21 protein-coding genes are annotated in these 25,103 nt (G+C 33.4%); 8 read left to right on the top strand and 13 right to left on the bottom strand.

What is annotated here, in order from left to right; translation table 11 throughout:
• Positions 1 to 1,356, bottom strand: coding sequence for a hydroxymethylglutaryl-CoA reductase, degradative (locus FUA24_RS02650; protein WP_262713598.1), 1,356 nt, complete (start codon positions 1,354 to 1,356; stop codon positions 1 to 3).
• A 206-nt stretch (positions 1,357 to 1,562) separates the two neighbouring features.
• Here FUA24_RS02650 and FUA24_RS02645 point away from each other — a divergent pair, with 206 nt between their 5' ends.
• The 5 genes from FUA24_RS02645 to FUA24_RS02625 all read left to right on the top strand — a co-directional run bounded on the left by FUA24_RS02645 (position 1,563) and on the right by FUA24_RS02625 (position 8,275).
• Positions 1,563 to 3,797 carry a S9 family peptidase gene (locus FUA24_RS02645; RefSeq protein WP_148539957.1) on the top strand — a complete coding sequence of 745 codons (2,235 nt, stop codon included), beginning with the start codon at positions 1,563 to 1,565 and terminating at the stop codon, positions 3,795 to 3,797.
• 33 nt (positions 3,798 to 3,830) lie between these two features.
• Positions 3,831 to 5,399 carry a peptide MFS transporter gene (locus FUA24_RS02640; RefSeq protein ID WP_148539956.1) on the top strand — a complete coding sequence of 523 codons (1,569 nt, stop codon included), beginning with the start codon at positions 3,831 to 3,833 and terminating at the stop codon, positions 5,397 to 5,399.
• Between the two features lie 13 nt (positions 5,400 to 5,412).
• Positions 5,413 to 7,161, top strand: a complete 1,749-nt coding sequence (locus FUA24_RS02635; RefSeq protein WP_148539955.1) for a peptide MFS transporter — start codon at positions 5,413 to 5,415, stop codon at positions 7,159 to 7,161.
• A gap of 87 nt (positions 7,162 to 7,248) precedes the next feature.
• Entirely contained in the window at positions 7,249 to 7,797 is a 549-nt protein-coding gene (locus FUA24_RS02630; protein WP_148539954.1) for a thioredoxin family protein, read from the top strand.
• Between the two features lie 7 nt (positions 7,798 to 7,804).
• Positions 7,805 to 8,275: a thioredoxin family protein gene (locus tag FUA24_RS02625; protein WP_148539953.1), complete on the top strand. Its 471-nt coding sequence runs from the start codon at positions 7,805 to 7,807 to the stop codon at positions 8,273 to 8,275.
• 5 nt (positions 8,276 to 8,280) lie between these two features.
• Here the strand turns inward: FUA24_RS02625 and FUA24_RS02620 are convergent, their stop codons facing one another.
• Complete coding sequence (locus FUA24_RS02620) at positions 8,281 to 10,320, bottom strand: ComEC/Rec2 family competence protein (RefSeq protein ID WP_148539952.1); 2,040 nt, start codon at positions 10,318 to 10,320, stop codon at positions 8,281 to 8,283.
• Positions 10,321 to 10,441: 121 nt separating this feature from the next.
• Here FUA24_RS02620 and FUA24_RS02615 point away from each other — a divergent pair, with 121 nt between their 5' ends.
• Positions 10,442 to 12,601, top strand: a complete 2,160-nt coding sequence (locus tag FUA24_RS02615; RefSeq protein WP_148539951.1) for a T9SS type B sorting domain-containing protein — start codon at positions 10,442 to 10,444, stop codon at positions 12,599 to 12,601.
• Here FUA24_RS02615 and FUA24_RS02610 read toward each other — a convergent pair.
• Genes FUA24_RS02610 through surE form a run of 4 tightly spaced genes read right to left on the bottom strand, consistent with a single transcriptional unit; the run spans position 12,590 to position 15,283 of the window.
• Positions 12,590 to 13,099, bottom strand: coding sequence for a C40 family peptidase (locus FUA24_RS02610; RefSeq protein WP_148539950.1), 510 nt, complete (start codon positions 13,097 to 13,099; stop codon positions 12,590 to 12,592). The genes FUA24_RS02615 and FUA24_RS02610 overlap by 12 nt on opposite strands.
• A 6-nt stretch (positions 13,100 to 13,105) precedes the next feature.
• Entirely contained in the window at positions 13,106 to 14,218 is a 1,113-nt protein-coding gene (gene lpxB / locus FUA24_RS02605; RefSeq protein WP_148539949.1) for a lipid-A-disaccharide synthase, read from the bottom strand.
• Between the two features lie 8 nt (positions 14,219 to 14,226).
• Positions 14,227 to 14,508 (bottom strand): hypothetical protein, encoded by a 282-nt coding sequence (locus FUA24_RS02600; protein WP_148539948.1) that lies wholly within the window; start codon positions 14,506 to 14,508, stop codon positions 14,227 to 14,229.
• Between the two features lies 1 nt (position 14,509).
• A complete protein-coding gene (gene surE / locus FUA24_RS02595) occupies positions 14,510 to 15,283 on the bottom strand; it encodes a 5'/3'-nucleotidase SurE (protein ID WP_148539993.1) in 774 nt (257 codons plus the stop codon).
• Between the two features lie 177 nt (positions 15,284 to 15,460).
• Here surE and FUA24_RS02590 point away from each other — a divergent pair, with 177 nt between their 5' ends.
• Positions 15,461 to 17,611: a carboxy terminal-processing peptidase gene (locus tag FUA24_RS02590; RefSeq protein ID WP_148539947.1), complete on the top strand. Its 2,151-nt coding sequence runs from the start codon at positions 15,461 to 15,463 to the stop codon at positions 17,609 to 17,611.
• A 6-nt stretch (positions 17,612 to 17,617) separates the two neighbouring features.
• Positions 17,618 to 18,715 carry an ABC transporter permease gene (locus FUA24_RS02585; protein WP_148539946.1) on the top strand — a complete coding sequence of 366 codons (1,098 nt, stop codon included), beginning with the start codon at positions 17,618 to 17,620 and terminating at the stop codon, positions 18,713 to 18,715.
• Position 18,716: 1 nt separating this feature from the next.
• Here the strand turns inward: FUA24_RS02585 and FUA24_RS02580 are convergent, their stop codons facing one another.
• The 7 genes from FUA24_RS02580 to FUA24_RS02550 all read right to left on the bottom strand — a co-directional run bounded on the left by FUA24_RS02580 (position 18,717) and on the right by FUA24_RS02550 (position 25,078).
• The gene (locus tag FUA24_RS02580) at positions 18,717 to 19,496 is read right to left on the bottom strand and encodes a 3-keto-disaccharide hydrolase (RefSeq protein ID WP_148539945.1); all 780 of its coding nucleotides are present in this window, start codon (positions 19,494 to 19,496) and stop codon (positions 18,717 to 18,719) included.
• Positions 19,497 to 19,552: 56 nt separating this feature from the next.
• The gene (locus FUA24_RS02575; protein ID WP_148539944.1) at positions 19,553 to 20,032 is read right to left on the bottom strand and encodes a DinB family protein; all 480 of its coding nucleotides are present in this window, start codon (positions 20,030 to 20,032) and stop codon (positions 19,553 to 19,555) included.
• 54 nt (positions 20,033 to 20,086) lie between these two features.
• The gene (locus FUA24_RS02570) at positions 20,087 to 20,992 is read right to left on the bottom strand and encodes a S41 family peptidase (protein WP_187388136.1); all 906 of its coding nucleotides are present in this window, start codon (positions 20,990 to 20,992) and stop codon (positions 20,087 to 20,089) included.
• Positions 20,993 to 21,223: 231 nt separating this feature from the next.
• Positions 21,224 to 21,703: a hypothetical protein gene (locus tag FUA24_RS02565; RefSeq protein WP_148539942.1), complete on the bottom strand. Its 480-nt coding sequence runs from the start codon at positions 21,701 to 21,703 to the stop codon at positions 21,224 to 21,226.
• 492 nt (positions 21,704 to 22,195) lie between these two features.
• Positions 22,196 to 22,531: a hypothetical protein gene (locus FUA24_RS02560; RefSeq protein ID WP_246146929.1), complete on the bottom strand. Its 336-nt coding sequence runs from the start codon at positions 22,529 to 22,531 to the stop codon at positions 22,196 to 22,198.
• Positions 22,532 to 22,622: 91 nt separating this feature from the next.
• Complete coding sequence (locus FUA24_RS02555) at positions 22,623 to 23,255, bottom strand: peptidase associated/transthyretin-like domain-containing protein (protein WP_148539941.1); 633 nt, start codon at positions 23,253 to 23,255, stop codon at positions 22,623 to 22,625.
• A gap of 164 nt (positions 23,256 to 23,419) precedes the next feature.
• The gene (locus FUA24_RS02550; protein WP_148539940.1) at positions 23,420 to 25,078 is read right to left on the bottom strand and encodes a beta-N-acetylhexosaminidase; all 1,659 of its coding nucleotides are present in this window, start codon (positions 25,076 to 25,078) and stop codon (positions 23,420 to 23,422) included.
• Positions 25,079 to 25,103: the final 25 nt, after the last annotated feature.

Below are 25,103 nucleotides of genomic sequence, written 5' to 3'. Positions count from 1 at the left end.
TTAGTTATTTGCTCTTAAATTTTCAATAGCATCAACAACAGCGCTATGCGAAACAGTATTATTCTTAAAATGCTCTGTTAAAACTGCTTTTTCTTCCTTAGACGCTTCAAACTGATTTAAAATATTCATCAAGTGCATTTTCATATGTCCTTGTTGTATACCAGTTGTTGTTAGAGAACGAAGTGCAGCAAAATTTTGTGCTAAACCAGCAACAGCCACAATTTGCATTAATTCTTTGGCAGAAGGTTTACCTAACATTTCTAAAGATAGTTTAACCAAAGGATGTAAACTAGTAAGTCCACCAACTGTTCCTAACGCCAGCGGTACTTCAATCCAAAAACTAAAAATATCATTTTCAATTTTGGCATGAGTTAAACTACTGTATCGACCATTTTTTGCAGCATAGGCATGAACGCCAGCTTCAACCGCTCTAAAGTCATTACCTGTGGCTAAAATTACAGCATCAATTCCATTCATGATACCCTTATTATGAGTTACAGCTCTATAAGGTTCTTTTTCTGCAATACTTACCGCCTGAACAAACTTTTCAGCAAATGCCCTTCCGGAAATAGTGTCTTTTTCTACAAGATCATCAACATGACAATTAACTTCAGCTCTAACAAGGCAATCAGGAACATAATTAGATAAAATACTCATTACAATATCTATTTGCCGTTCTTCCTCAGAAAATAAATCGAAATTTAAAGCGTCACTTTTAAACGTTTTAGCAAACTGTTCTAAACAAGAATTTATAAAGTTTGCTCCCATAGCATCTAATGTTTCAAAAGACGCGTGTAACTGGTAATAACCGCTTATATCTTCAGTTTTATCTCTTAATTCAATATCTAATATACCGCCACCACGTTTTTCCATATTAGCAGTAATAGCTGCTGTGTCAGAAATAAGTTTTGGCTTTACAGCTTTAAAAAACTGTTGCAGTTTATTGTAATCGCCCTTGTATATAAAATGAACCTGACCAATCTTAGTGGTAGAAATTACAGAGGTTTTAAAACCACCTCTATCTAGCCAAAACTTTGCCGCTTTACTGGCAGCTGCTACAACCGAACTTTCTTCAATTGCCATTGGTATAGTATAAAGTTGGTTGTTTATTAGAAAATTAGGAGCAACACCTAAAGGCAAATAGTAATTAGTGATGGTGTTTTCAATAAATTCATCATGTAATTGTTGGAGTTTTTCATCACTATTCCAATATTGCGTTAAAATAGTTTTAGCATTAGGGGTATTGGAGAAATACGTATCTATTATCCAATCAATTTTTTCAGATTTGTTAAGTTTAGAAAAACCAGCAATAGTTTTGCTCATAAAATAGTTTTTAATGCCGCAAAGATAGTACACTTGATATGAATATCGATTATGTTAATTGTTTGTGCCTAATTAAGTGTTAATAATTGCTGTTTTTTGAATAATTTTTAGTAAAATTGACATCATTTTACAGAAAAAACATTTTTTTTTAAAGAAACATCTACTATTTTCAATTATAAATTGTAAGATTTGTAATGTGGAAGTTGTATCTTGATGTTCAAAATTATATAAATTAATAGATGAGATATCTTAAATTTTCATTTTGCGTTTATTTCTTTATTACTTCATTTTTAAGCGCACAAAATCAAAACATTACACTAGAAGAAATTTGGAGCGGAGCATTTAGAACAGAACGAATGGATGTATTGCATTCAATGGCTAATGGTCAACAATACTCGGTATTAGACTATGATAGAGCAACAAGGTCTACTTCAATTGATATTTATGACTATAAAACTTTAAAAAAGGTGAAAACCTTGGTAAGTTCTAAAGCATTAAGTGCTATTCAATACTTTACCAATTACACGTTCAGTAAGGACGAAAAAAAGGTAATTCTTGCCACAAATGAGGAATCCATCTATCGCCATTCTGCCGTTGGGAATTATTTTGTGTATAATGTTGAAGATGGAACCTTAGACCTTATTTCCGAAGAATTAATTCAAGAACCAACATTTTCACCAAATGGAGAAAAAGTGGCTTACGGGTTTAACAACAATCTATTTATAAAAGATTTAGTATCTGGAGAAACTACTCAGCTAACTTTTGACGGTAAAAAGAATAGTATTATAAATGGTATAACAGATTGGGTTTATGAAGAAGAGTTTGCTTTTGTAAGAGCCTTTGAGTGGAATACTGATAGTAATAAAATAGCATTTATTAGGTTTGATGAAACTAATGTGCCTCAATTCTCTATGGATGTTTATGGAACGGCCTTATATCAAACACAACAAGTGTTTAAATACCCAAAGGCAGGTGAAGCTAATTCTAAAGTGTCCTTGCATATTTATAATGTAGAGTCCAAAAAGACCAACAATGTTAGTGCTGGTAAAGCATATAGTGACTTTTATATCCCAAGAATTAAATGGACTAATAATGCCGATGTTTTAAGTGCGCATTATTTGAATAGACACCAAAACGAACTAGATTTATGGTTTATTAACGCGAAAGACAATACATCTAATTTAGTGCTAGAAGAAAAAGATAAAGCATATGTTGATGTAACAGATAATCTTACTTTTTTAAAGGATAATAGTTTCATTTGGACAAGCGAAAAGGATGGATTTAATCATATTTACCACTATGATAAGAAAGGACAGTTAATAGACCAGATAACAAAAGGTAACTGGGAGGTGACTAACTATTATGGTTATGATGAAAAAACGAAACGTATTTTTTACCAATCCGTAGAAAACGGGTCTATTAATAGAGACGTGTATTCTATTAAGTTAAACGGAAGGGACAAAAAACGTTTAACAAAAAGTGATGGTACTAACAGTGCGTCATTTAGTGCAGACTTTTCCTATTTTATAAATTCATTTTCTAGTGCTACCAATCCTTCGGAATACACTTTAAATAGTGCAGCCTCTGGAAATCTTATTAAAAGTATAAAAGACAATGATAGGTTGTCTCAAAAACTTGGCAATTATAAAACGTCTAAAAAGGAATTTAGTACAATTAACGTTAATGGAAACGATTTGAATATGTGGATGATTAAACCTGCTAATTTTGATGAATCAAAGCAGTACCCATTATTCATGACACAGTATTCCGGACCAGGCTCACAATCTGTAGCCAACAGTTGGAATAGTTATAATGATTACTGGTACCAACATTTAGCGCAAGAAGGTTACATTGTAGTTTGTGTAGATGGTAGAGGTACAGGTTATAAAGGAGCGGCCTTCAAAAAAGTAACTCAAAATCAATTAGGGAAATATGAAGTTGAAGACCAAATTGCTGCAGCCAAAAAGCTTGGAGAAAGACCGTATATTGATGCTAGCAGAATTGGTATTTGGGGCTGGAGCTATGGTGGTTATATGAGTAGCAATGCTTTATTTAAAGGAAATGATGTTTTTAAAATGGCTATTGCTGTGGCACCTGTTACCAGCTGGAGATTTTATGATACCGTTTACACGGAACGTTACATGACAACACCACAGGAGAATCCTTCTGGATATGATGACAACTCGCCATTAAGCCATGTAGATAAATTAAAGGGCGATTTCCTTTTGGTTCATGGTTCTGCTGATGATAACGTACATTTACAAAATACCATGCGATTGGTTGAAGCTTTAATTCAAGCCGATAAACAATTTGAATGGATGGTTTATCCTGATAAAAACCATGGGATTTATGGTGGTAACACAAGACTTCATTTATATAAAAAGATGACTAATTTTATTCACGATAAATTAGGTGATAGAAGACAGAAAGAAGATGAGGACGTAAAGGAAGTAAAGAACAAGATTAAAGGATAATAACTAACTTAAATAAATTAACTCAAAAAGATTATGGCGAAAACTGAGGCGATTAAGGAAAAAGAACTTTTTGGACACCCAATGGGGTTATTCATTTTGTTTTTTACCGAAATGTGGGAAAGATTTTCATTTTACGGGATGAAGGCTCTTTTAATATTCTATTTAACCAAATATCATTTGTTTTCTGATACTGCGGGTAATTTACTAATTGGTAGTTATGCCGCTTTGGTATATGCAGTTCCTGTTATTGGAGGATTTATTGCCGATAAATATTTAGGTTTTAGAAAGGCTATAGTTTTTGGTGGTGTTATGCTAGTCTTAGGACATTTGGGGATGGCCTATGAAGGGAATGCAGCAACACAATCTGTAACTGGTGAAATAGCTCGAGATAATACAGCGCTTCAAGTGTTTTATTTTTCACTTGCACTTATTATACTTGGTGTTGGGTTTTTAAAGGCTAATATATCTTCTTTAGTGGGAGAGTTATATAAAGTTGGAGATAAAAGACGCGATTCTGGATTTACCATCTTTTATATGGGTATAAACTTAGGGTCTTTCTTTGCTACTATTGTATGTGTCTGGCTGGGAGAGAAGTTTGGCTGGAGCTATGGTTTTGGGGCAGCCGGAATAGGAATGACATTAGGGTTAATAACGTTTATACTTGGTAAGAACTATTTAATGGGTAAAGGAGAATCTCCGGTACCAGAGTTTCTTAATAAAGTATCTCTTGGTATAAAAAATGAGTGGTTAATATATGTTATAAGCATATTATCTACAGTTATATTTTGGCAAATGGTTCAAAGACATGAAGCGGTTTCAATGTCTTTAATGATTGCAGGGGCGGCTTCTTTTATTTATATAGTATATTATGCCATAAGTCAGCTAGACAAGATTGCCAGACAACAATTGTTCGCTTTAACAATTTTGATAATATTTACTGTTATCTTTTGGGCGTTATTTGAACAAGCCTATACATCTTTAAACCTTTTTGCGGATAGGGTCTTAGATAGAGGAGATATTGCTGCGGGAACCTTTTTAAGTCTAAATGCCTTATTTATTATTCTTTTAGCGCCTATTTTTGCATGGTTATGGGTTAAGCTAGGAAAATATAATCCGAATACAGCCGTGAAATTTTCTTTAGCTTTAATGCTAGTAGGGCTTGGTTTTGGTTCTCTAGTATTAGGTATTAATGCATCTGGATTAGGTAAGGTTGCTATTTATTGGTTAGTAATTACTTATTTTTTACATACTTGTGGTGAATTATGTTTATCTCCAGTAGGCCTATCAGCTGTTACTAAATTGTCTCCTCCAAAAATTGTTGGATTCATGATGGGTGTTTGGTTTTTAGCTACGGCTAGTTCTGAATTCATTGCTTCTGTTTTAGCTAATATTGCTTCAGTAGATACTTCTAACGGAACTGCGCCAGATCTTAATATAGCTAAAGAAAGCTATTTACAACTTTTTGAATACTTATTGTATACGGGTGTTGGATTTGGAGTTCTTTTATTATTGTTTTCACCTTTGGTTAAAAAAATGATGCATGGTGTAGATACGGATGATTCAAGTGCCGATGGATCGGAACTAATGGATGAAAAACATTAATAAGATATAAGACATGGAGAATAACTCAACAGATCAATTTTTTAAAAGTACGGTATTAGGACACCCTTCTGGTTTATTTGTCTTGTTTTTTACTGAAATGTGGGAACGCTTTTCGTATTATGGAATGCGGGCTTTACTAATAATGTTTTTCACAGCAAAAGTATTTGATGGTGGCTGGGAATGGCCAGAATCATGGGCGTATGCTATTTTTGGAACGTATGTGTCTTTGGTATATTTGTCTACATTACTTGGTGGTTACTTTGCGGATAAAATCATAGGATTTCGATATGCTGTTCTAGTTGGAGCCCTTTTAATGACAATGGGGCATGCATGTATGGCAATTGAAACTCCTTTCTTTATTTATTCTGGATTAACTTTATTGGTTTTTGGTAGTGGTTTCTTTAAACCAAATATGACTTCAATAATTTCTGAAATGTATAAAGACAGGCCACAGAAGAAAGATGGGGCTTACACTATTTTTTATATGGGAGTTAATGCTGGTGCTTTTGTCGGAATATTACTTTGCGGATATTTAGGAGAACAAATAGGATGGTCTTGGGGTTTTGGTGTAGCAGGTATTTTTATGTTTTTTGGGTTGGTTCAGTTTTGGTTAGCGCAAAATATTTTTGGAAATATTGGTTTAAAACCAAAGAAAGAAGACAAAGAGAATGTAGTTTTAGAGGAAGGAGACAGATTAAATCCTTTTACAAAAGTTGAGTTATTATTAATTGCTATATCTGCTTTTCTTGGTTTAACGTGGATTTTAAATGATCCTATTTCTAAAATATCAGAAGGGGAATATAACTTTTTTGGATTCGAAGTCTTTGGACAAAAAGGGGAAGATGTTGCAATTATAACAGCCCTTTTAATTTTTGTTTTCTTATTAATTATTAGAATACCGAAGTATGTTAAAATAACTAGAGATAGAATGTTAGCAGTAGTATTCTTTTGTTTCGTTACTATATTCTTTTGGGCAATTTTTGAACAAGCCCCTGGCTCTTTAACAATTTTTGCAAGAGATTATACCAACAGAATATTAGAAGGAAATTCAGCGGTAATTTTTAAAGTAGTAGATGCTTTGTTGACAATTGTACCGCTGGGAGTTATTACTTGGGTTCTTATTAAGTTATTTAAGCAAACTTTTTCAAAATATTCATGGTCCAATATAACTTTGGCATTCAGTTTTGTGGTTATTTGGGGTATCTCAATTTTTAGATTGTATGATAAATTGGGAGGAGACGTAGCAGAAATTGATGCCAGTTGGTTTGGTACTTTAAATTCGTTATTTATAATTACTCTAGCCCCATTATTCTCTAAGTGGTGGGAAAGCAAACATAATCCAAATGCCAATATGAAATTTGCCATAGGTATGGTTTTATTAGGTTTGGGAATGGCGTGTGTTGCCATTGGTTCATCTTCTATTGAACCAGGTGCAAAATCAGCATCTGTAAGTATGATTTGGTTAGTCCTAGTTTATTTATTTCATACAATGGGAGAACTGTGCATATCTCCAGTATCTTTATCTTATATAAGTAAGTTAGTTCCAGGAAGAATGATAGCCATGATGTTTGGTATTTACTACTTAGCTATTGCTATTGGTATGAAACTAGCAGGCATGTTCGGAGAAGCTTCAACGGATATAGCCAAACAAGATGGTTTAAGTTATTTCTTTTGGATATTAACTGCAGTTGCAATTGGTTTGGGTGTTTTATCGGCCATAATGTACCCAGTAATCAAAAAGCTAATGCACGGTGTACGTTAATCGAAATAAACGTTAAAAATAATTCAAAATGCTCTGTTTTCGGGGCATTTTTTGTAAGTTGGGCATATAATTTGCAACAAATCGATTATGAAGAAAGTACAATTAATAGTGCTGCTAGCGGTTTTTACAACAGTTAGTGGTGTTGCTCAAGAAATAAATTGGGTAAGTTTAGAGGAGGCTGTAGAGCTTCAAAAGAAGGCACCAAAAAAGATAATGATGGACGTATACACTAATTGGTGTGGTCCATGTAAGATGTTAGATAGAAATACATTTCATAATAAAGATGTAGCTGCCTATGTTAATCAAAATTACTACGCAGTAAAGTTTAATGCGGAAGGTAATGATGAGATTAGCTTTAATGGTAAGACTTATTCTAATCCGGGGTATAATCCTGCTAAAGCCAATAGCCGAAATTCTGCACATCAACTATCACGATATTTACAAATTCAAGCATATCCTACTATTGTTTTTCTTGATGAAAAAGGCGAGGTTATAGCACCGATAAGAGGATATCAAACGCCAACCCAAATAGAACTGTATTTAAAGTTATTTGAGTCCGATAAGTATAAGGAAATAGATACTCAAGAAAAATTTAGCGAGTATTACAAAGCGTTTAAACCAGAATTTAAAGGATAATTAAGCCATGAAAAAGGTTATTCTAACACTTCTTATAGCAATTCTATTTGCTTGTAATTTAGACGCTCAACAAAGAGTAAAGTGGCATACAGATGTTAATCAAGCTCTAGAAATAGCTTTTAAAGAAGATAAAAAAGTAATGCTGTTCTTTACAGGATCAGATTGGTGCGGATGGTGTAAGAGGCTTCAAAAAGAAGTGTTTCATACAGATGATTTTGAGAAATGGTCTAGCAAAGTGGTCTTAGTGGAATTAGATTTTCCTAAAAGAACACCGCAAGATCAAAATACCCGCAATCAGAACTTGTATTTACAAAGCATATTTAAAGTAAGAGGTTACCCTTCGGTACATTTTGTAAAGCCCGAAAAAAAACCAGATGGTAAAACCAATCTTCAAAGTTTAGGAAGTACAGGCTATGTTAATGGTGGTGCCAGTGCTTGGTTAAATGTTGCTAATAGTATTGTAAATAGATCTATTTAGACATTTCAATATCTTATAATAAACGCTCCCTTTTTGCTTGTATGGTGAAATGGGAGTTTTCTTTTTTTACAAATAAGCTCCCAGTGTTTTAGATAGGATTTGTAGTTACTACCATCTGCTATAATTTGCTTTGGAGAAATCGAGTCAATCAACCTATTGAGGTTAATCTTTGGGGATTGTCTCAAATATACATAATCCGGCTTCGTAGATTTTATATTGTATACCCCTAAATTATCAACAACCAGTAGAACTTTAGTGTTCAAAATATAAAGGTTTTTAAGTGAAGCATTTTCAATAGTATGAATATGGTTGCCAACACTATAATCTTTAATGATTTTGTTCTTCAAAAAAGTGATGCTATCCATATCATGGGCAATAACAATTTTGTTTTTAGTTACATTTCCAATGAGGCTATTTCTGCTTTTATGAAAAATAATGAATTGATTTTCTGGAGTGTTATAGTTGGTGTAGAGTAGCGCTACCTGTAAAATAAGTACGCTTATCAATAGGAATTTCAATGTGCTATAATGCCGTTTTAAAAGCAATCTGAAAATTGAAATAATAAAGATGTAAGAAGCAACAACGTATAACAGGCTAAAAGAAATATCCTTGAAAAGAAAAGCCTCGTGTTTGGCAATCCAATTAACAAACCAATTCATTAAACGAATAATAGCGCTAAAAGCATCTGCTATAAATTGAGGTAATAGATCTATTGAGGCTGATAGAATAACAACAATGCCTAAACCTAGAATAAGGCCTAATAAAGGGATAATTACAAGATTAGATACAAAGAACAAACTCGGAAATTGATGAAAATAATATAGGCTAATTGGTATTATACCAAATTGGGCAGAAATAGTAACCGTAAGTGTGTGCCAATAGGTATCCAATATCCAGTTTTTAGGCTGCCACAGTTTATAGAGAAGAGGATCAATAGCTACAATTGAAAAAACGGCCAAATAACTCAATTGAAAGCCAACATCAAAAATGAATAAAGGTCTGCATAATAGAATGAAGAACATGGATATAACAAGGGTGTTATAAATATTTGTTGGTCGTTTTAGGTTCATAGCAATAGCTACAATACTAAACATGGTTACAGCTCTTGTTACAGAAGCAGACAAACCTGCAATAATTGCAAAACTCCAGAGAAGAATCAGTAATACTACAGTTTTTATAAAAAGTCCCTTTTTTAAACGCTCAAATGGCTTAAGCATAAAATTTAGAATGATGAGTATAATACCAACATGTAAACCAGATACAGCTAAAATATGTATGGCTCCTGCATTTGTATAACTAGCGTAAATTTCCTTGCTGAGATCCTGTCTTTGGCCCAAAAAGAGGGCGTTTATAATAGCTAATTCATCTGGCTTAAAGTTGTAAGATTTTAGTTTAGAGTTTATAAAACTTCTGATGTTATCAGCTAACCCAAAAATGGTGTGTGTTTCTGAACTGACATTTAAAAGGGATTGATTTTTAACAAATAATTGATGATATATATACTGTTTTCTTAGATAACTTTTATAATCAAATTGATTAGGATTTAAAGGAGGAATAAGGTTTTTAAATACGGTTCTTGTGATACGTATATCATCAACATTAAGCGCAGGTTTAAGACTATCTTTTTCAACATTTAAAAGGATTTTTCCGTTTACATCCTCGTCATTAACTTTTAAAAGATCAATGACATATTTGTCATAATAATTACCTGATTTTAGGACTTCCCTTATTCTAAACGAAATAGTGTTAATTGAATCTTCAGCATTTAAAACTTGATGCGTGTAATGCTTAGAAAAATGCTTTTGGTCATGAATGCTTGTGGTAAGAATACCCAAAGACATCATAGTTAAAAAGGCAAAAAGACCAAACCATAGGGTTTTAATAAATTGGTTTCTGGCCATTATAAACGAAAGTGTTAATAATGTAAAAAACGTAATAGTTAAACTAACGGATGGTAAAACAGTTACGTCCAGAACATAGCCAATAATAATGCCTATTATTAAGCAAAACGTAAGTTTAAAAATTGAGAGGTTAAAAATCTTCATTTTAATGACAGAACAAAGCTACAATTTAATAAATTTTGTTTAGTCAAGTTTTTGTCAATGTTTAAAGTTTTGAATAGCTGGGGTTTTAGTCTAAAATTGACTGACAAATCAAAAACCTATTTTGAATCTTAGTTTAAAAAATAGCATTGTTTACAGCATCTTTTTAGGGTTTGCTTTCAATTTAATTGCTCAAACACCATTGTTTCAGGGGGTTCAAGTTAACAACCAAGGTCTTGGTGGCAGCTATTTTGAGTTTACTAACGTTGTGAATAGTATTGATATTGATGATTTCGGAAATATTTATGTAGCCTATAGGAATAGCAATGGGCTATGGGTAGCCAAAAGTGTTGATAACGGACAAAGTTACCTTCCAAGTGTTCTGGTAACCAATGATAATTCTGTTCCTCCAACAGATATCTTAATAAACCATTTAGGGTACGTTTTTCTAAGTTGGCCAGCAGAAAATGATAAGATTATATTTTCTATGAGTAAAGATGGTGGGCAAACATTTTCAACACCAAGAGTTATTGGAATAGAGAATAATGGTGACGGTGGATTAACAGTTAGCATGGCTACCTACGGAGACAATATTTTTATAGTTAACTCCAACACCAGTAGCCTTTTTTTCAATACCAATAATGGCGAAGGTGAATTTGATGTGGTAGATACGCCCAGAAATGCGCATGATGTTTTTACTGATGTTCTAATTAGTAAAGAGGGGAGAATTTATTTTATTGGAGATTATCTTAATCTTAGCCTTTATGAATTTTCATTAGATACAAAAAGCTTTAAAAGAATAAACTTGGCACCACCTACAGAATCGCACTCAGCTACTTACACTTTAAACCAGAGTATATGCGGTGATTATATCTTTGTTGGAGACAGTGGCTTTGGAGTCTTGGGTCATGGAAAAATAGGGTATAAGGTGAACATAAATACGGGAGAAGTATCTTCTGTTCAATTAGGAGATAGTTCTACGTTTTTAATTTCTAGGTTTTTATATTCCGATAATCAAGGCGTCCTTTTTGATGGATATAAAAGTGCAAATGAAGACCTGTTTTTGTCTTTAAGTTATGACCAAGGTGAAAGTTTTGAAACCACAATTTTAGTTGAAAATGGGCATGTGCATGGTGTTTGTAGAAACCCGGTTACAGAAGATATTGTAGTGGTCTATCTAAAAGATAGAAATATATACACCACAGTTTATGAAGACACTTTTAAAAGAATAAATCTATTGCAACCTGAAAAGGCATTAGCATTGTGCGCTGGGGCTAAATTCAATTTGTTATTTGTACCAAATGCCGGATTTACAAAAAGAACACGGTTTAGAGTAGCGCTAAGTGATAAGGATGGAGATTTTAAAAATGCTATTGAGATTGGAAGCATAACGACCACAAATATTGAAACCCAAGTTGAATGCATACTTCCAGAAGATTTGGAGGAAGGTTCAAATTATAAGATAAGGCTAGAAGCGGTTAACTATTGTGTAGAAAGTAATTCTTTAAATATAGAAATAGGAACCGAAAAGGCGTTGGGGCAACTATCCGAAACAAGCTTAAACAGTATTTATTTTGGTTGCTTAGACGAAAACGAAAACGTCATAGGGACGTACCCCGTAATTGAAACGTTTTTGTCTCCTGAAGATTACCTATTTAACTGGTACTGTGAAGGTAATCTTCTAAGTGAAGAAATAGGAGGCAATTTAGAAGTAACTAAAACAGGAACGTATCAGGTTGAAATTATTGATAAGGAAACTAATTGCACCCATGAGATTTCTACATTTGGGTATTTGGGCAAACCACCAAAGATGATTGTTGAAGTGCTGTCTAAGGATTTTGAGAAGAATCAAATTATACAAGTAATTCCACAAACAACAGGTATGTATGAGTATCGTTTAGATAATGGTTCCTGGCAAGAACGTGATACGTTTAATACTGTTAGCAGTGGAACTCATACGGTGTATTTAAGAGATACCTATGGTTGTGGTGTTGTACAAGAAACCATAACTATAGTGGGCTTTCCGTCTTTTTTTACTCCAAACGGAGATGGTATTCATGAGTATTGGAATATAGAGGCTTTAAAACATCAAAATGCCATTATTACCATTTTTGATAGATTTGGTAAATTGTTAAAACAGATAAAGACATCAGGAGTTGGGTGGGACGGTACATTTAATGGTAACGATATGCCTCAAAATGATTATTGGTTTAGAATTGAATATCAAGATTTGAATACAGGAGCACCATTAATTTTTACCTCCCATTTTACATTAATTCGATAAAAGACTTCTAGCTTCAACAAAGGCCTTGTTCCAATAGTCCTCCGATAGTTTAGTAATAATAACGCCTTTACTGCTGGTAGAATGAATGAACTCTATTGTTTTGGAATTGGCTTTGGTTACTAGCCCAACGTGATTTACTTTTCGTCCTCCTCTTTTTTTAGTTCTAAAAAAAAGCAAATCCCCTTCTTTAACATCTTTTAGGTTCACTTTTTTTCCTTTTTTAGCCATATCTCTTGATATCCTTGGAAGATAGGTGCCATGAGCTCTAAAAGACTCATAGACTAATCCGGAGCAATCCATACCAGCTTTAGTAGTGCCTCCCCATTTATATCTTACACCTTTAAACTGTTTTGCATAAGATACAATACGTTCGGCTTTGGTTAATTTTTTGGGAGCTGTCTTAGTTGTGGATGCGTTTTGCGTTTTTACTTTTTTAGAAGAACCGCAATTGCTAAAGGTTAAGATTAGAATGGTGATTAAGAGGAGCTTTTTTATCATAAATAACTAAGGTTTTAGAGATTCAAATATCAGTTTGGCTGTATTTTCACTAGCACCTTTTCCTCCTAACTTTTGCTCTAAGTCGTAATAGGATTCAAAAAGCGTATTACGATTTTCAGAATTTAGAATTTTATCAAGTTCTTTTTTCAAGTTTACTTTATTAAAATCATGCTGAATCAGTTCGGTAACCACTGCTTTGTCCATAATTAAATTCACCAACGAAATAAATTTAAGCGTAATGATTCTTTTAGCAATGTGATATGAAATCGTACTACCTTTATAACAAACAACTTGGGGTACTTTAAAAAGTGCGGTTTCCAAAGTAGCAGTTCCCGAGGTAACCAAGGCTGTATGAGACACACTCAGCAAATCATAGGTCTTGTTTGAGATAAACTTAACGTTATCTGTTGTAATGAACTGCTTGTAAAACTCATAATCTTGACTAGGAGCTCCACCAATTACAAATTCATACTCTTTATAATCATCTACTAAACTTAGCATTACCGAAAGCATGTTTTTTATTTCTTGCTTACGGCTACCAGGTAATAAGGCAATGATAGGTTTGTCACTTAGGTTGTGCGCTTTTTTAAACTCTAAAATATCTACTTGTTCTCTGTTAGAAATAGCATCAATAAGCGGATGTCCAACAAAATGCACTTTGTAGTTATACTTTTCGTAAAATGGTTTTACAAAGGGAAGGATAACAAACATCGCATCAATGTCGCGCTTAATAGCTTTAACTCTACTAGCTCTAGATGCCCAAACTTGTGGGGAAATATAATAGTTAGTTCTAAGGCCTTCTGCTTTTGCCCATTTTGCAATGCGTAAATTAAAGCCAGAATTGTCTATGAAAATAACCACATCTGGCTGAAATGCTTTAATGTCCTCTTTACAGAAAGCAATGAGTTTAAATATTTTTGATAGGTTCATGAGAACCTCAGTAAATCCCATAAAAGCACGTTCTTTGTAGTGTTTTACAAGAGTACCTCCTGCAGATTGCATTAAATCTCCTCCCCAAAATCTAATGTTAGCATTACTATCTTCCTTAAGTAAGGCTTTCATTAGGTTAGAACCATGTAAATCACCCGATGCTTCTCCAGCAAGTATGTAGTACTTCATTTATTAGTTTAGAAGAGTTTAAAAACAAAGGTAAAAACAGCAATAAAGACTGTAATCAATAAAACACCCCTAGCTCTGTAATCTTGTCGCTTTTTAATAAAAATGAAAAAGGCAATTAAGTTTAAAACAGCTCCAAGACTAATAAGTTTTCCTAAGAAGCCTTCTTCTGCAGCTGCCTTTATAACTTTAGTAAAATCATCGCCATTACCTAACAAATTAGCAGTAATAAATAAGCCTATGGCATTGGCAATAAGCCCAACAAAAATTCCTATAAAAATATCTTTTGTCATTTTATTTAAAGTTCCAAGTTTTTATTGTTTCTAATGTTTTATACGCCGTAAGGTCAAACTGTACAGGTACCACAGATATGTAACCGTTTTCTAGTGCGTTTGTATCGGTATCATCACCATTATCTAAATCTACAAACTTACCGCTAAGCCAGTAATAGTCTTTTCCCATTGGGTTGGTACGTTTGTCAAATTCTTCAACCCAGTTGCCTTTACCTTGTCTACAAACTTTAATTCCTTTTATGTCATCTTTTGGTAAATTAGGAATATTCACATTTAGAATGATGCCAGTATCTGGTTTGTTTTCTAATACTTCTTCAGTAATACGTTTTACAAAGGATTTAGAAGCCTCAAAATTGGCATCCCAAGAGTAATCTAATAAGGAAAAACCAATAGATGGAATACCTTCAATACCAGCTTCTACTGCAGCACTCATTGTTCCGGAGTATATTACATTTATTGAAGAATTAGAACCATGATTAATACCAGAAACACAAATGTCTGGCTTTCTATCTAGCAATTCTCTAATAGCCAATTTTACACAATCTGCCGGAGTTCCAGAGCAGCGATATTCTTTCTGAGGGCCATCATCAACCTGTACCTTGTTTACATAAAGTGTAGCATCTACGGTAATGGCATGTCCCATACCGCTTTGGGGACTGTCTGGTGCTACAACTACTACATCGCCAATAGAATTCATAATGCCAATAAGCGTTCTAATTCCAGGGGCGTTTATACCGTCATCATTAGTTACAAGAATAAGGGGTTTTTTAGACATGGGCTCGTAGATAAAATCATCGCTAAAATACATAATTTCATTAGTAAAAGCTCATTTTCTTTGGTTTAACAAAAAATTAGGGCTAATTACCGCTATTGGCATAGTTTTTTCTTTATTTTAGTGAATTATTACTATTATTTTAATAGAACTCTTAAAAAAAAACTGATGAGAAAAATTATGAAAAGGAATTATAAAGTTCTATCTCTGCTATTGCTACTTGCTTTTGCATCATGCAGTTTTACTACAAAAACATTTGATAATCCGGATAAAGATAAGCTACTTGTACAGATCATAACCTTTGTCTTAGAAAGAGGACATTTTGATCCTATTGCTATGGATGATACATTTTCTGAGGAGTTGTTTGATGATTATATCGAAACTCTAGACCCGTTTAAACGTTACTTTTTAGAGTCTGACATAAAGGATTTTGAAAAATATAAATTAGAATTAGACGATCAACTTAAGGCTACGGATGTTACGTTTTTCAATGTAACACATGAAAGGCTTTTAAAGCGAATCGCAGAAGCAAAAGTAATTTATGGCGAAGTACTTTCAACGCCTTTCGATTATACAATAAATGAGACGTTCAATACAGACTACGATAAAGATACGTTTGTTAAAAACAAAAAAGAGTTAAAAGAACGTTGGAGAAAGCAACTGAAATTCTCTACTCTTTCAAATTATGACGATCTTCAAATTCAAGAAGAGCAGGCGAATAAAAACGATGTGCTTTATAAAGCAAAGTCTAGCGAAACATTAGAAAAGGAAGCGCGTGAAGCCACACAACGTTCTTTAGAAATTTACTTTAATGATAATATTGACGATTTAAAACGTGAAGATTGGTTTGCTATTTATGTGAATACTATTGTAGAAGAATTTGATCCGCATACTTACTATTTAGCACCAAGAAATAAAGCGGCGTTTGATATGGATATGTCTGGTAAGCTTGAAGGTATTGGAGCAAGACTTCAAAAGCGAATGGACTACATTAAAATTGTTGAATTAATTTCTGGTGGACCAGCATGGAGAAGCAAAGAGTTAGATGTTGAAGATGTAATTCTTAAAGTAAAGCAGGAAGATGAAGAATTTCCAGTAGATATTGTTGGTATGCGTATAGATGATGCTATTAAATACATAAAAGGGCCTAAAGGCACTAATGTAACACTTACCATCAAGAAGGTAGACGGAACAATTAAAGATGTTACCATTACCAGAGATGTTGTAGAGTTAGGAGAAACCTATGCAAAATCATCTGTTGTTGAAAAGGATGGTAGAACTTTTGGAATTATCAATTTACCTAAGTTTTATGTAGATTTTGACGATTACAAAAATGTAAATGCTGCACAAGACGTTAAGAAGGAAATTGAGCGATTAAAGGAAGAAGGAATGGAAGGTTTAATTCTAGACTTAAGAAATAACGGAGGAGGTTCTTTACCTACTGTTGTTGATATGGCGGGATTATTCATTAAAGATGGACCAATAGTACAGGTGCGTTCTACTGGAGCTGCAAAAGAAGTTTTAAAAGATAGAGATAAGTCTATTACTTGGGATGGACCTTTAGTAGTTTTAGTAAACGAATTATCGGCTTCTGCATCGGAGATTATGGCTGCAGCTATGCAAGACTACAAGAGAGCTATTGTTATTGGAAGTAAACAAACTTACGGAAAAGGAACAGTGCAAAACGTATATAATCTAAATGATTTGGTAAGAAATAGTACAAGTGGAGATTTAGGGGCTTTGGCTTTTACAACTCAGAAATACTATAGAATTAATGGAGGTTCAGTACAATTGGAAGGTGTACAAAGTGATGTGAAAGTACCAGGACGTTTTAGCTTTATAGAGGTTGGGGAAAAAGAAAAAGATAACCCATTACCATATGATGAAATTACTGCAGCAGAATTTACACCATGGGAGTACTATTTTGATTATGATGCTACCATTAAGAAAAGTAAAGAGCGTATGAGTAATAATGCCCAGTTAAAGCTAATTGAAGAAAATGCCAGATGGGTGAAAAGTAAAATAGATGAAACTACGGTTTCTCTTAATTATGATACCTATAAGAAGGATTTAGAATTGAATGATGAAGAAAGTAAAAGGTTTGATGCAATTTCTAAATACCAAACTAATTTAACTTTTAGATCGCATGCATACGAGCAAAACTTGTTTACTCAAGATACTACAGATTTAAAAGAAAAGCGTGAGCGCTGGCACAAGAGTTTATCTAAAGATGTTTATGTTGAAGAGGCTATACATGTGTTAGAAGATCTTAAAACATCTTATCCAATTGATAAAGTAGCTTTAAATAAGTCCAACAAAATAAAGAATTAGTAAAGTTTGAGTAATCATAAGTCAAACTCATTAAAACAATTAGCGCTCCAAAAGTTTAGAAAAAACTTTTGGGGCGTTTTCAGTTTTTACTTTTTAATACTAGTGGGTTTGGTATCAATCTTTGCTTATTTAATTGCGCCAGATAGTTCAAGACATGCCAACCAAATGCACTTGTCTATTCATTCTAAATCGCCAGGTTTTAAAGTAAATATGCTCACAATTCCTTCGGAGTTTAACCAAGAGCAAAGTGTACTTAATAAGTGGTTCTTGGGAAAGAAAAATTCTGATACCGAGGTGCCAATTTCAGAATACAATATTCAGGGAGAAACATTAACCTATACTGAATATGCTTCTGATGGGGTTAAAGGCGAACAAAAAACAATAGCTCTAAGTGTTTTTCCTGAGAGTGATGCTAAACCATATATTGAGCAAAAAACCTTTCTATTTGGAACTGATAAATACGGAAGAGATTTATTGAGCAGAGTTTTAGTGGGGGCAAGAATATCCTTTTTTATTGGTTTTGTGGCCGTATTTATTTCTTTACTCATAGGTGTATTTATGGGCAGTGTGGCAGGTTATTTTGGAGGGAAAGTAGATGCCGTAATAATGTGGTTAATCAATGTAACATGGTCTATACCAACGCTATTGTTGGTTATAGCAATTACCTTAGCTTTAGGCAAGGGGTTCTGGCAAGTATTTATCGCAGTCGGATTAACCATGTGGGTTGAGGTAGCAAGAGTTGTACGCGGACAGATAATAAGCGCCAAAGAAATGCAATATGTAACCGCAGCAAGGGCATTAGGTTATGGTGATTTTAGAATTATTACAAAACATATTCTCCCAAATATTATGGCACCGGTTATTGTGATTTCTGCTGCTAATTTTGCAGCAGCCATTTTAATTGAAAGCGGCTTAAGTTTTTTAGGTATTGGCGCACAACCACCCATGGCAAGTTGGGGAGCCATGATAAAAGATCACTACAATTATATTATTCTTGGCAAACCGTATTTAGCCATTATACCGGGGTTGTGTATCATGAGTTTAGTTATGGCCTTTATGCTTATCGGTAATGCGCTTCGTGATGCTCTAGATGTTAAGAGTTAAGTTACAATTCCCTTAGTTTAATAGCTTTAAAAGCTATTTTTAACTCATCATGTCTATGAAGTTGTAAGGCGATAACACCAGTTTTGTCAATATTGTATTTTTTATGTAGACTATCATTCAAAATTCCGGTACCATCAAAATCAGATACTTTAATTTCGTTTACATAGGTGGTTATGTGGTTGTCTTTGCATCTTATGACTAAACTGTTCCAATTGGGGCTTTCATCGGCATAGTAATGTTTAACTGTCTTTGGTGCGTAAGTGGCTTTGTCAATATTCCAGTTTGGTAAACTAGGATGAATCCAACGTTGGTGTCCTCTTGTTTCATCATAAATTAAACCATTACGCCAAGGGCCTTTGGGGTGAATGTCTACTTGGGGACCATCTAGCCAGCCTAAATTTTCTGGTTTTTTCTTATTGGCTTGTGCGGTGTGGTCATAGCGACTTCTTATTTGAATACCACTATTTCCTGTACTTTCTTTAAAGGTTTGAAATTGCAGTGTTAACTCAAAGTTGCCGTATTCCTTTTTTGTAGCTAACCACATGTAATCATGGTTCTTAACACCAATAGAGTTTATCACTATGGCACCATCTATTACTTTAAAAAAGTCATAATGTTTATCCTGTTCAACACAATTTACTTCCCAGCCTTCTAAATTCTTTCCGTTAAAAAGTGATACCCATTCGGCACTATCGTTTTCTGTGGGCTTTTCGTTGTTGCTTTTACAAGACTGAATTGTTAATACTAAAAGAAGAAGTAGAACTATTTTTAAATGATGCATTTTAAGGTCAGTTTAGTGGTCTTTCAAATTTAATAAATTTGAAGTTTCCATAAACTTTATTTAGTGGCATCTTGCCTTAACAGTTTTTTTATCAAAACAATCTGCCCAAAGTGGTAGTAGCAATGTTCAATGATAACATTAATGTTTCTCTGGTAATCGCCATATTTTTCATCAAAAAAAGGTTTTGATAATTCTAGGGCTTCCATGTCTTTTACATAGGCAATAAAGGCTTCAGAAGCCTTGTAATATTTATTTTTTAGATCATCCCAATCTTGTTCATTGGTTATTTCTGGAGCATCAAAGCTATACTTATCAGCCATTTCTAATTTATGAGTTTTAAAATAATGTAAAACACCTTCGGTATAATAGTTCATATGATACAAAAGTGTGGCAATGGTATTGAGTGTGCTAACTTTTGCTGTTGCTTCCTGCCATGTTATGCTTTCTACCTGTTCTTTAATGTTCGTGCCAGCTATCCATTTGCCACTTATTAAAACTTCTTGAAGTCTTTCTGAGAGTTGTTGAGGTTGGTTCATATGATTGTTTAATTTAGAGGTATTATGGTTATAAATTGTTGAGTGCTATTTTTATTAGTATTCATAAATCCACTCAGTGGCTCTTTGTATTACTGGGTCGTCATGCAAACTAACTGAAAAAGAGGGGCTTTTAATGGTTTCATCTGGATTAATTCTACTCCCAAAAATAACTCCTTTTCGGTCCATATAAATACTGGTTGTTAAAAATATTGCAGAACCGTCACTTAAATTAAATGGAGAATTTCCAGTAGTTAAGCCTGCTGTACTTTCTCCAAAACTTCGAGCATTCTTTTTATTATGAAATGCTGTGGTAACTACTTCACCGGAACTGCCAGTTTTAGGACTAGTTAATACGGCAATAGGATTTTCATTATTTATTAAATAATACGGCTTTTTACTTACTTTGGTAATACTAGTTGAATCAATTCCCGCTTGCCCTTTATTGTAAAACCAAGATGCCTTTTTGCCTTTATTATCAACAAAATACCCACATACGCCATCATTTAGTAAAGGTCCTAATCCTGTTAACATAGGCCAACAATTACCACCTGTGTTTTCCCTTAAATCCAGTATCCAACCTTTGATGTTTTTATCGTCAATTGATTTTATTTTGCTTTGTAAACTATCTGAATATGTTTGAATAGAAATAGAATCACCACTGCTAAATCCTCTCATAGCAATATACCCAATATCATTATTTAATGTTTTGCAATGAAAAGTAATTATTTGATTAATGCTTTTTGTCTTAGAAGTTGACTTCCAACTTTCCAATTTTTCTTTAGGTAGAAAAACACTATGATGGTCTTTCAATTCGGCTAATGTATATTGTATTAAAGGATAACAATCTTCAATTGAATCAGTGCTTTTTAATTTGTTATAAACCACTTTTTTTATTGCTTTAAAATCAATAGAATCTCTCCTAATAGAATGTTTCTCAACAATTTCAAAGACTTCCTTCATATATTTTTCAGGAGTTAAGTCATTATTTTTGAGTGAATAACAACTTACAAATAAAAAAAAGAGAAGTAATTTAGATAATGGTCTCATAAGGTTTCAAAATACGGTATTACCGTCAGCTACGGGTTTTAAGTTATTGTTTTTAGGTTAAGCACTGACGTTAGCAATTCCGAGCGGACTCGGATGTAGCCGAATCCATTGTAATTGCGGTTATACATTGTTGTCCGCAGCTTTTTATTCTTCCACAATCTCAACTCCATAAATTCCATTTTTGTTTTCTGGATATATTTTTTTCATTGTCTCATAATAGTCGGCTAAAAATCTGTTTAGGTCAACAAGTCCATCTGTTGAATATCGTATGGTATCTTCTTTATCTGTGAGCATTAAAATTGCACGTTTGGTTTGGTGAGTATTTTTACGCTTTTCATTTCGTTTTAGAAACTGCTCAAATTTCCAAATTGTATCATTCTTTGATATTTTCCTATCATAGATTGTTTCCCATTTTGGGTTTTCCTCAAAAGTCAGATTTTTAAAATTGCTAACAATATTAAATGAATCAGATTGTTTAGTTATTTCAATTCGTTCATAACCTTGGTAAGTGCAAACTGAATGGTCAAACGAAATAGTTAGAGTATCCAATTCAGTCATTTTGAGTCGGAAGTTGGTCAAATCCGTAATCAAGTCAAATTCAGACGTAGGCTTTTCTTTCTCCACTTTTTGTTTGTATTCACAAGACACGAAAATTAGTAGTCCGATTAATATGTAGATTGCTTTTTTCAAATTGCGTACAGCGATTGGTGTAAAGATAGTTGCGTGATTAAATAACTAACTTAACAAAAATGGAACAAATCAGAGGAAAACCCGAAGGATTTTCCAAGTAGGCTGCAACCTAGTAATTATTTTTACACTTTGTTGTGACACGTTTTTTATTTATTAAATATACAATTCCGCTTACAATTATTAAAGTCAGCATTACATCTAAAATCAGGTTATTCAAATTCCAGCCATAATTTGGATTAGGGCAGTCAATCATAAATTCCTCGTAATATTTGAATGGAAATCCAATTTCTAAAGATTTATATCCAATCGTTTTATTGATTGGTGAGGTCAAATGATTTATTACAGTCAGGAAGGATACTGAAAAAAACACCAGAATGGACAAAACCAGAGTCAATATTATTTTCTTAATCATAGACAATTTTAGTTTTAAACAAACAATCGTATTATTAGAGAAGTAAAAACCCCTATTGAGGGAATTGATAATCCAATTAACATCAACTTCTTATTTGGGTCAGTCCATGTTTTCCAATGCTTTATTGTCCGTCCAATCACAGCAAATCCTAGTCCGTTAGCTATTAACATAGAAGGAAGGAAAAACATAAAGTTAAATCCAAAATTATGTGGAGCGTAGCCTCTTTTAATTCCGAATAATGGTTCTCTAAATTCATTTGCTAAAAGAGCAAAAATCAAAATAACTAAACTCGAAAACGCCATTCGAGTTGTCCATTTCATTTTCTTTATATGTCTTTGGTTTAGTTTCAATTATAAGGTTTGGTCAGATGTGTTACACGTGTTCGCCAAAGGATAGTTGCTTGATTGAGCAATTATTTTTAGACATTGTTGAGCAACTTTTTTATTCATAGTCAGGAATATTCAACCCTAAAATTAAATCTCTATTCGCTGTCCAAATTCCGTTTTCCTGTTTAAGTTTTATAATTCCAGAACCACCTCTGTTTTTTAGAGATTGTTTTTTATCTTCTGTAAGAGTTGGGTCACTTTCAAAAAGGTAGCTATCAATGTAATAAGGTATTGTATTAGGTTCTTTTACATAGATGTGGATATGTTCAGGTTCTTGAACTTCGGGGTAAGGTAAAGGTCTGAATGTATAAAAAGTAAATTTTCCATCCGTTCCTGTTTTTAACCATCCTCTAAACTGTCCGTGTCTTTTTTCCCAACCTACAGGGGTTTCACTAGGTTGATAAATTCCATTTCTATCAACGTGATACACATACAATAAAATATTTTCTGCTGGTGTTTTTCCATCCCTTTTGAAAGCGGTTCCTGTTATTTTTATTTTCGGTTCATTATTTTCAAAACCTGGTAAAGTATCGGTTGATTTAGGTTTAATATTTAGCTCCTTGAAATCCAAAACTGCCTTACAATCTTGACAAGGTCCACCAACATTTCTTTCAACATCTGAGTTTGATTGCCCTTTGCAAGAAAAAGCAAATAAAGTCAACAATAATATTCCTAATGATTTTTTCATTCTCGATGATTTTTTCAAATGTTGCACAACGGTTTTTGTAAGGATAGTTGCGTGATTAAATAACTAACTTAACAAAAAAGGAATTAACCAGAAGAAAAATCCGAAGGATTTTCCGATTTGGCGAGACTAGGCAATTATTTATAGCCATTTGTTATAATCAGTTATTAATCTCTATCAATAATACTATGTTTTGCATAATTATACCCAAGAGCATCATATCGTTTTACAATGTACTGCAAGCGTTTATGAAAATCTTCCCAGTCTCTATGTTTTTTGGATGACCATACTACTTCCGACAAGGCAGTCATTCTCGGTAAAACCATATACTCCAAGTGCTCAGTTGTTTTGATATACTCTGTCCAAACATTACCTTGAGCTCCTAAAATATAATTACTTTCTTCTTCTGTTAATTCTTCTGGTGTTGGCTCATATGCATATACATCCGAAACCGTAACATTACCACCTATAGCTAACGGCTCTTTAGCTTTAGCTTCTTTAGTTTTTACCTGATAGTGATCAAAATAACAGGCGTGTTGAGGTGTCATAATTACATCATGGTGCTCTTTTGCTGCTGCAATACCACCTTTAGTTCCTCTCCATGACATTACTGTAGCGTTTGGTGCTAAACCTCCTTCTAAGATTTCATCCCAACCAATAATACTTCGTCCTTTTGAATTCAAAAACTTTTCAATGCGTTGAATGAAATAGCTTTGTAAACCGTGCTCATCTTTCAAGTCTTTTTCTTTAATTAATTGTTGAGCAAACACACTTTTCTCCCATTGTTTTTTAGGAGCTTCATCTCCACCAATGTGGATATACTCACTAGGAAAAAGATCCATTACTTCTGTCAACACATCTTCTAAAAAAGAAAATGTCTTCTCTGTTGGTGCATAAATTTCTGGATATACACCCCATCTGGTACCTACTTCATATTGTTCTCCTGTATTACCCAGTTCTGGATAAGCAGCAATTGCCGCCAAAGAGTGCCCTGGTAATTCTATTTCTGGTATAATTGTTACATGTCTTTTAGTTGCATAAGCCACTATATCTTTTATTTGTTCTTGGGTATAATAACCTCCAAAAGGTTTTCCATCGTATTTAACATCTTTAGAATTCCAAGTTCCACCATGTCCCACAATAGTTTCTTTGCGTTCAGATCCAATAGAAGTCAACTTGGGATATTTCTTAATTTCAATCCTCCAACCCTGATCTTCCGTTAAATGCCAATGAAAAGTATTCATTTTATGCATGACTATAAAGTCTATGTATTTCTTTATAAAATCTACAGAAAAGAAATGGCGGCCAACATCTAAATGCATCCCTCTATAAACATATCTAGGGTAATCTTTAATTTCAACTGCAGGAATTGTTAGCGCTTTAATTTTATTATTGTTTGGTTTAATAGAAGCCGGTAACAACTGTCTTAAAGTTTGAATTCCATAAAATACCCCTTTTGCCGTTTTTCCTGATAAAACAATTTTATCATAAGTTACAGAAACTGTGTATCCTTCTTCATTTTCAATTGATTCATCTAATTTTAATAAAATATCTCCAGAAGCACCTACTTTAAAACTAGTACTAAAATTTGCCACATGATTTAACATTTCAGCAAGATATTCTCCCTCATTTCTTAAGTCTTCAGAACCTGATATTTTTGTATTGGAATCTACTAAAAACCTCCCTTTATATGCTTCTAAAAAAACAGGTTTTGGAATAATTTGATAATCCTCATCTGTATTTACAATAGCTTTATATTTATTTGAACAGGAAGATACTATTAGACATACGTATATAAAATATATTAATTTCTTAAATGATTCCATTCTTTTATTAATTATAGCGGTTCAT

It is taken from the genome of Seonamhaeicola marinus, assembly GCF_008085455.1.
The sequence above is the reverse complement of the archived record's forward strand: the minus strand, read 5'-3'. Positions and strand labels throughout refer to the sequence as shown.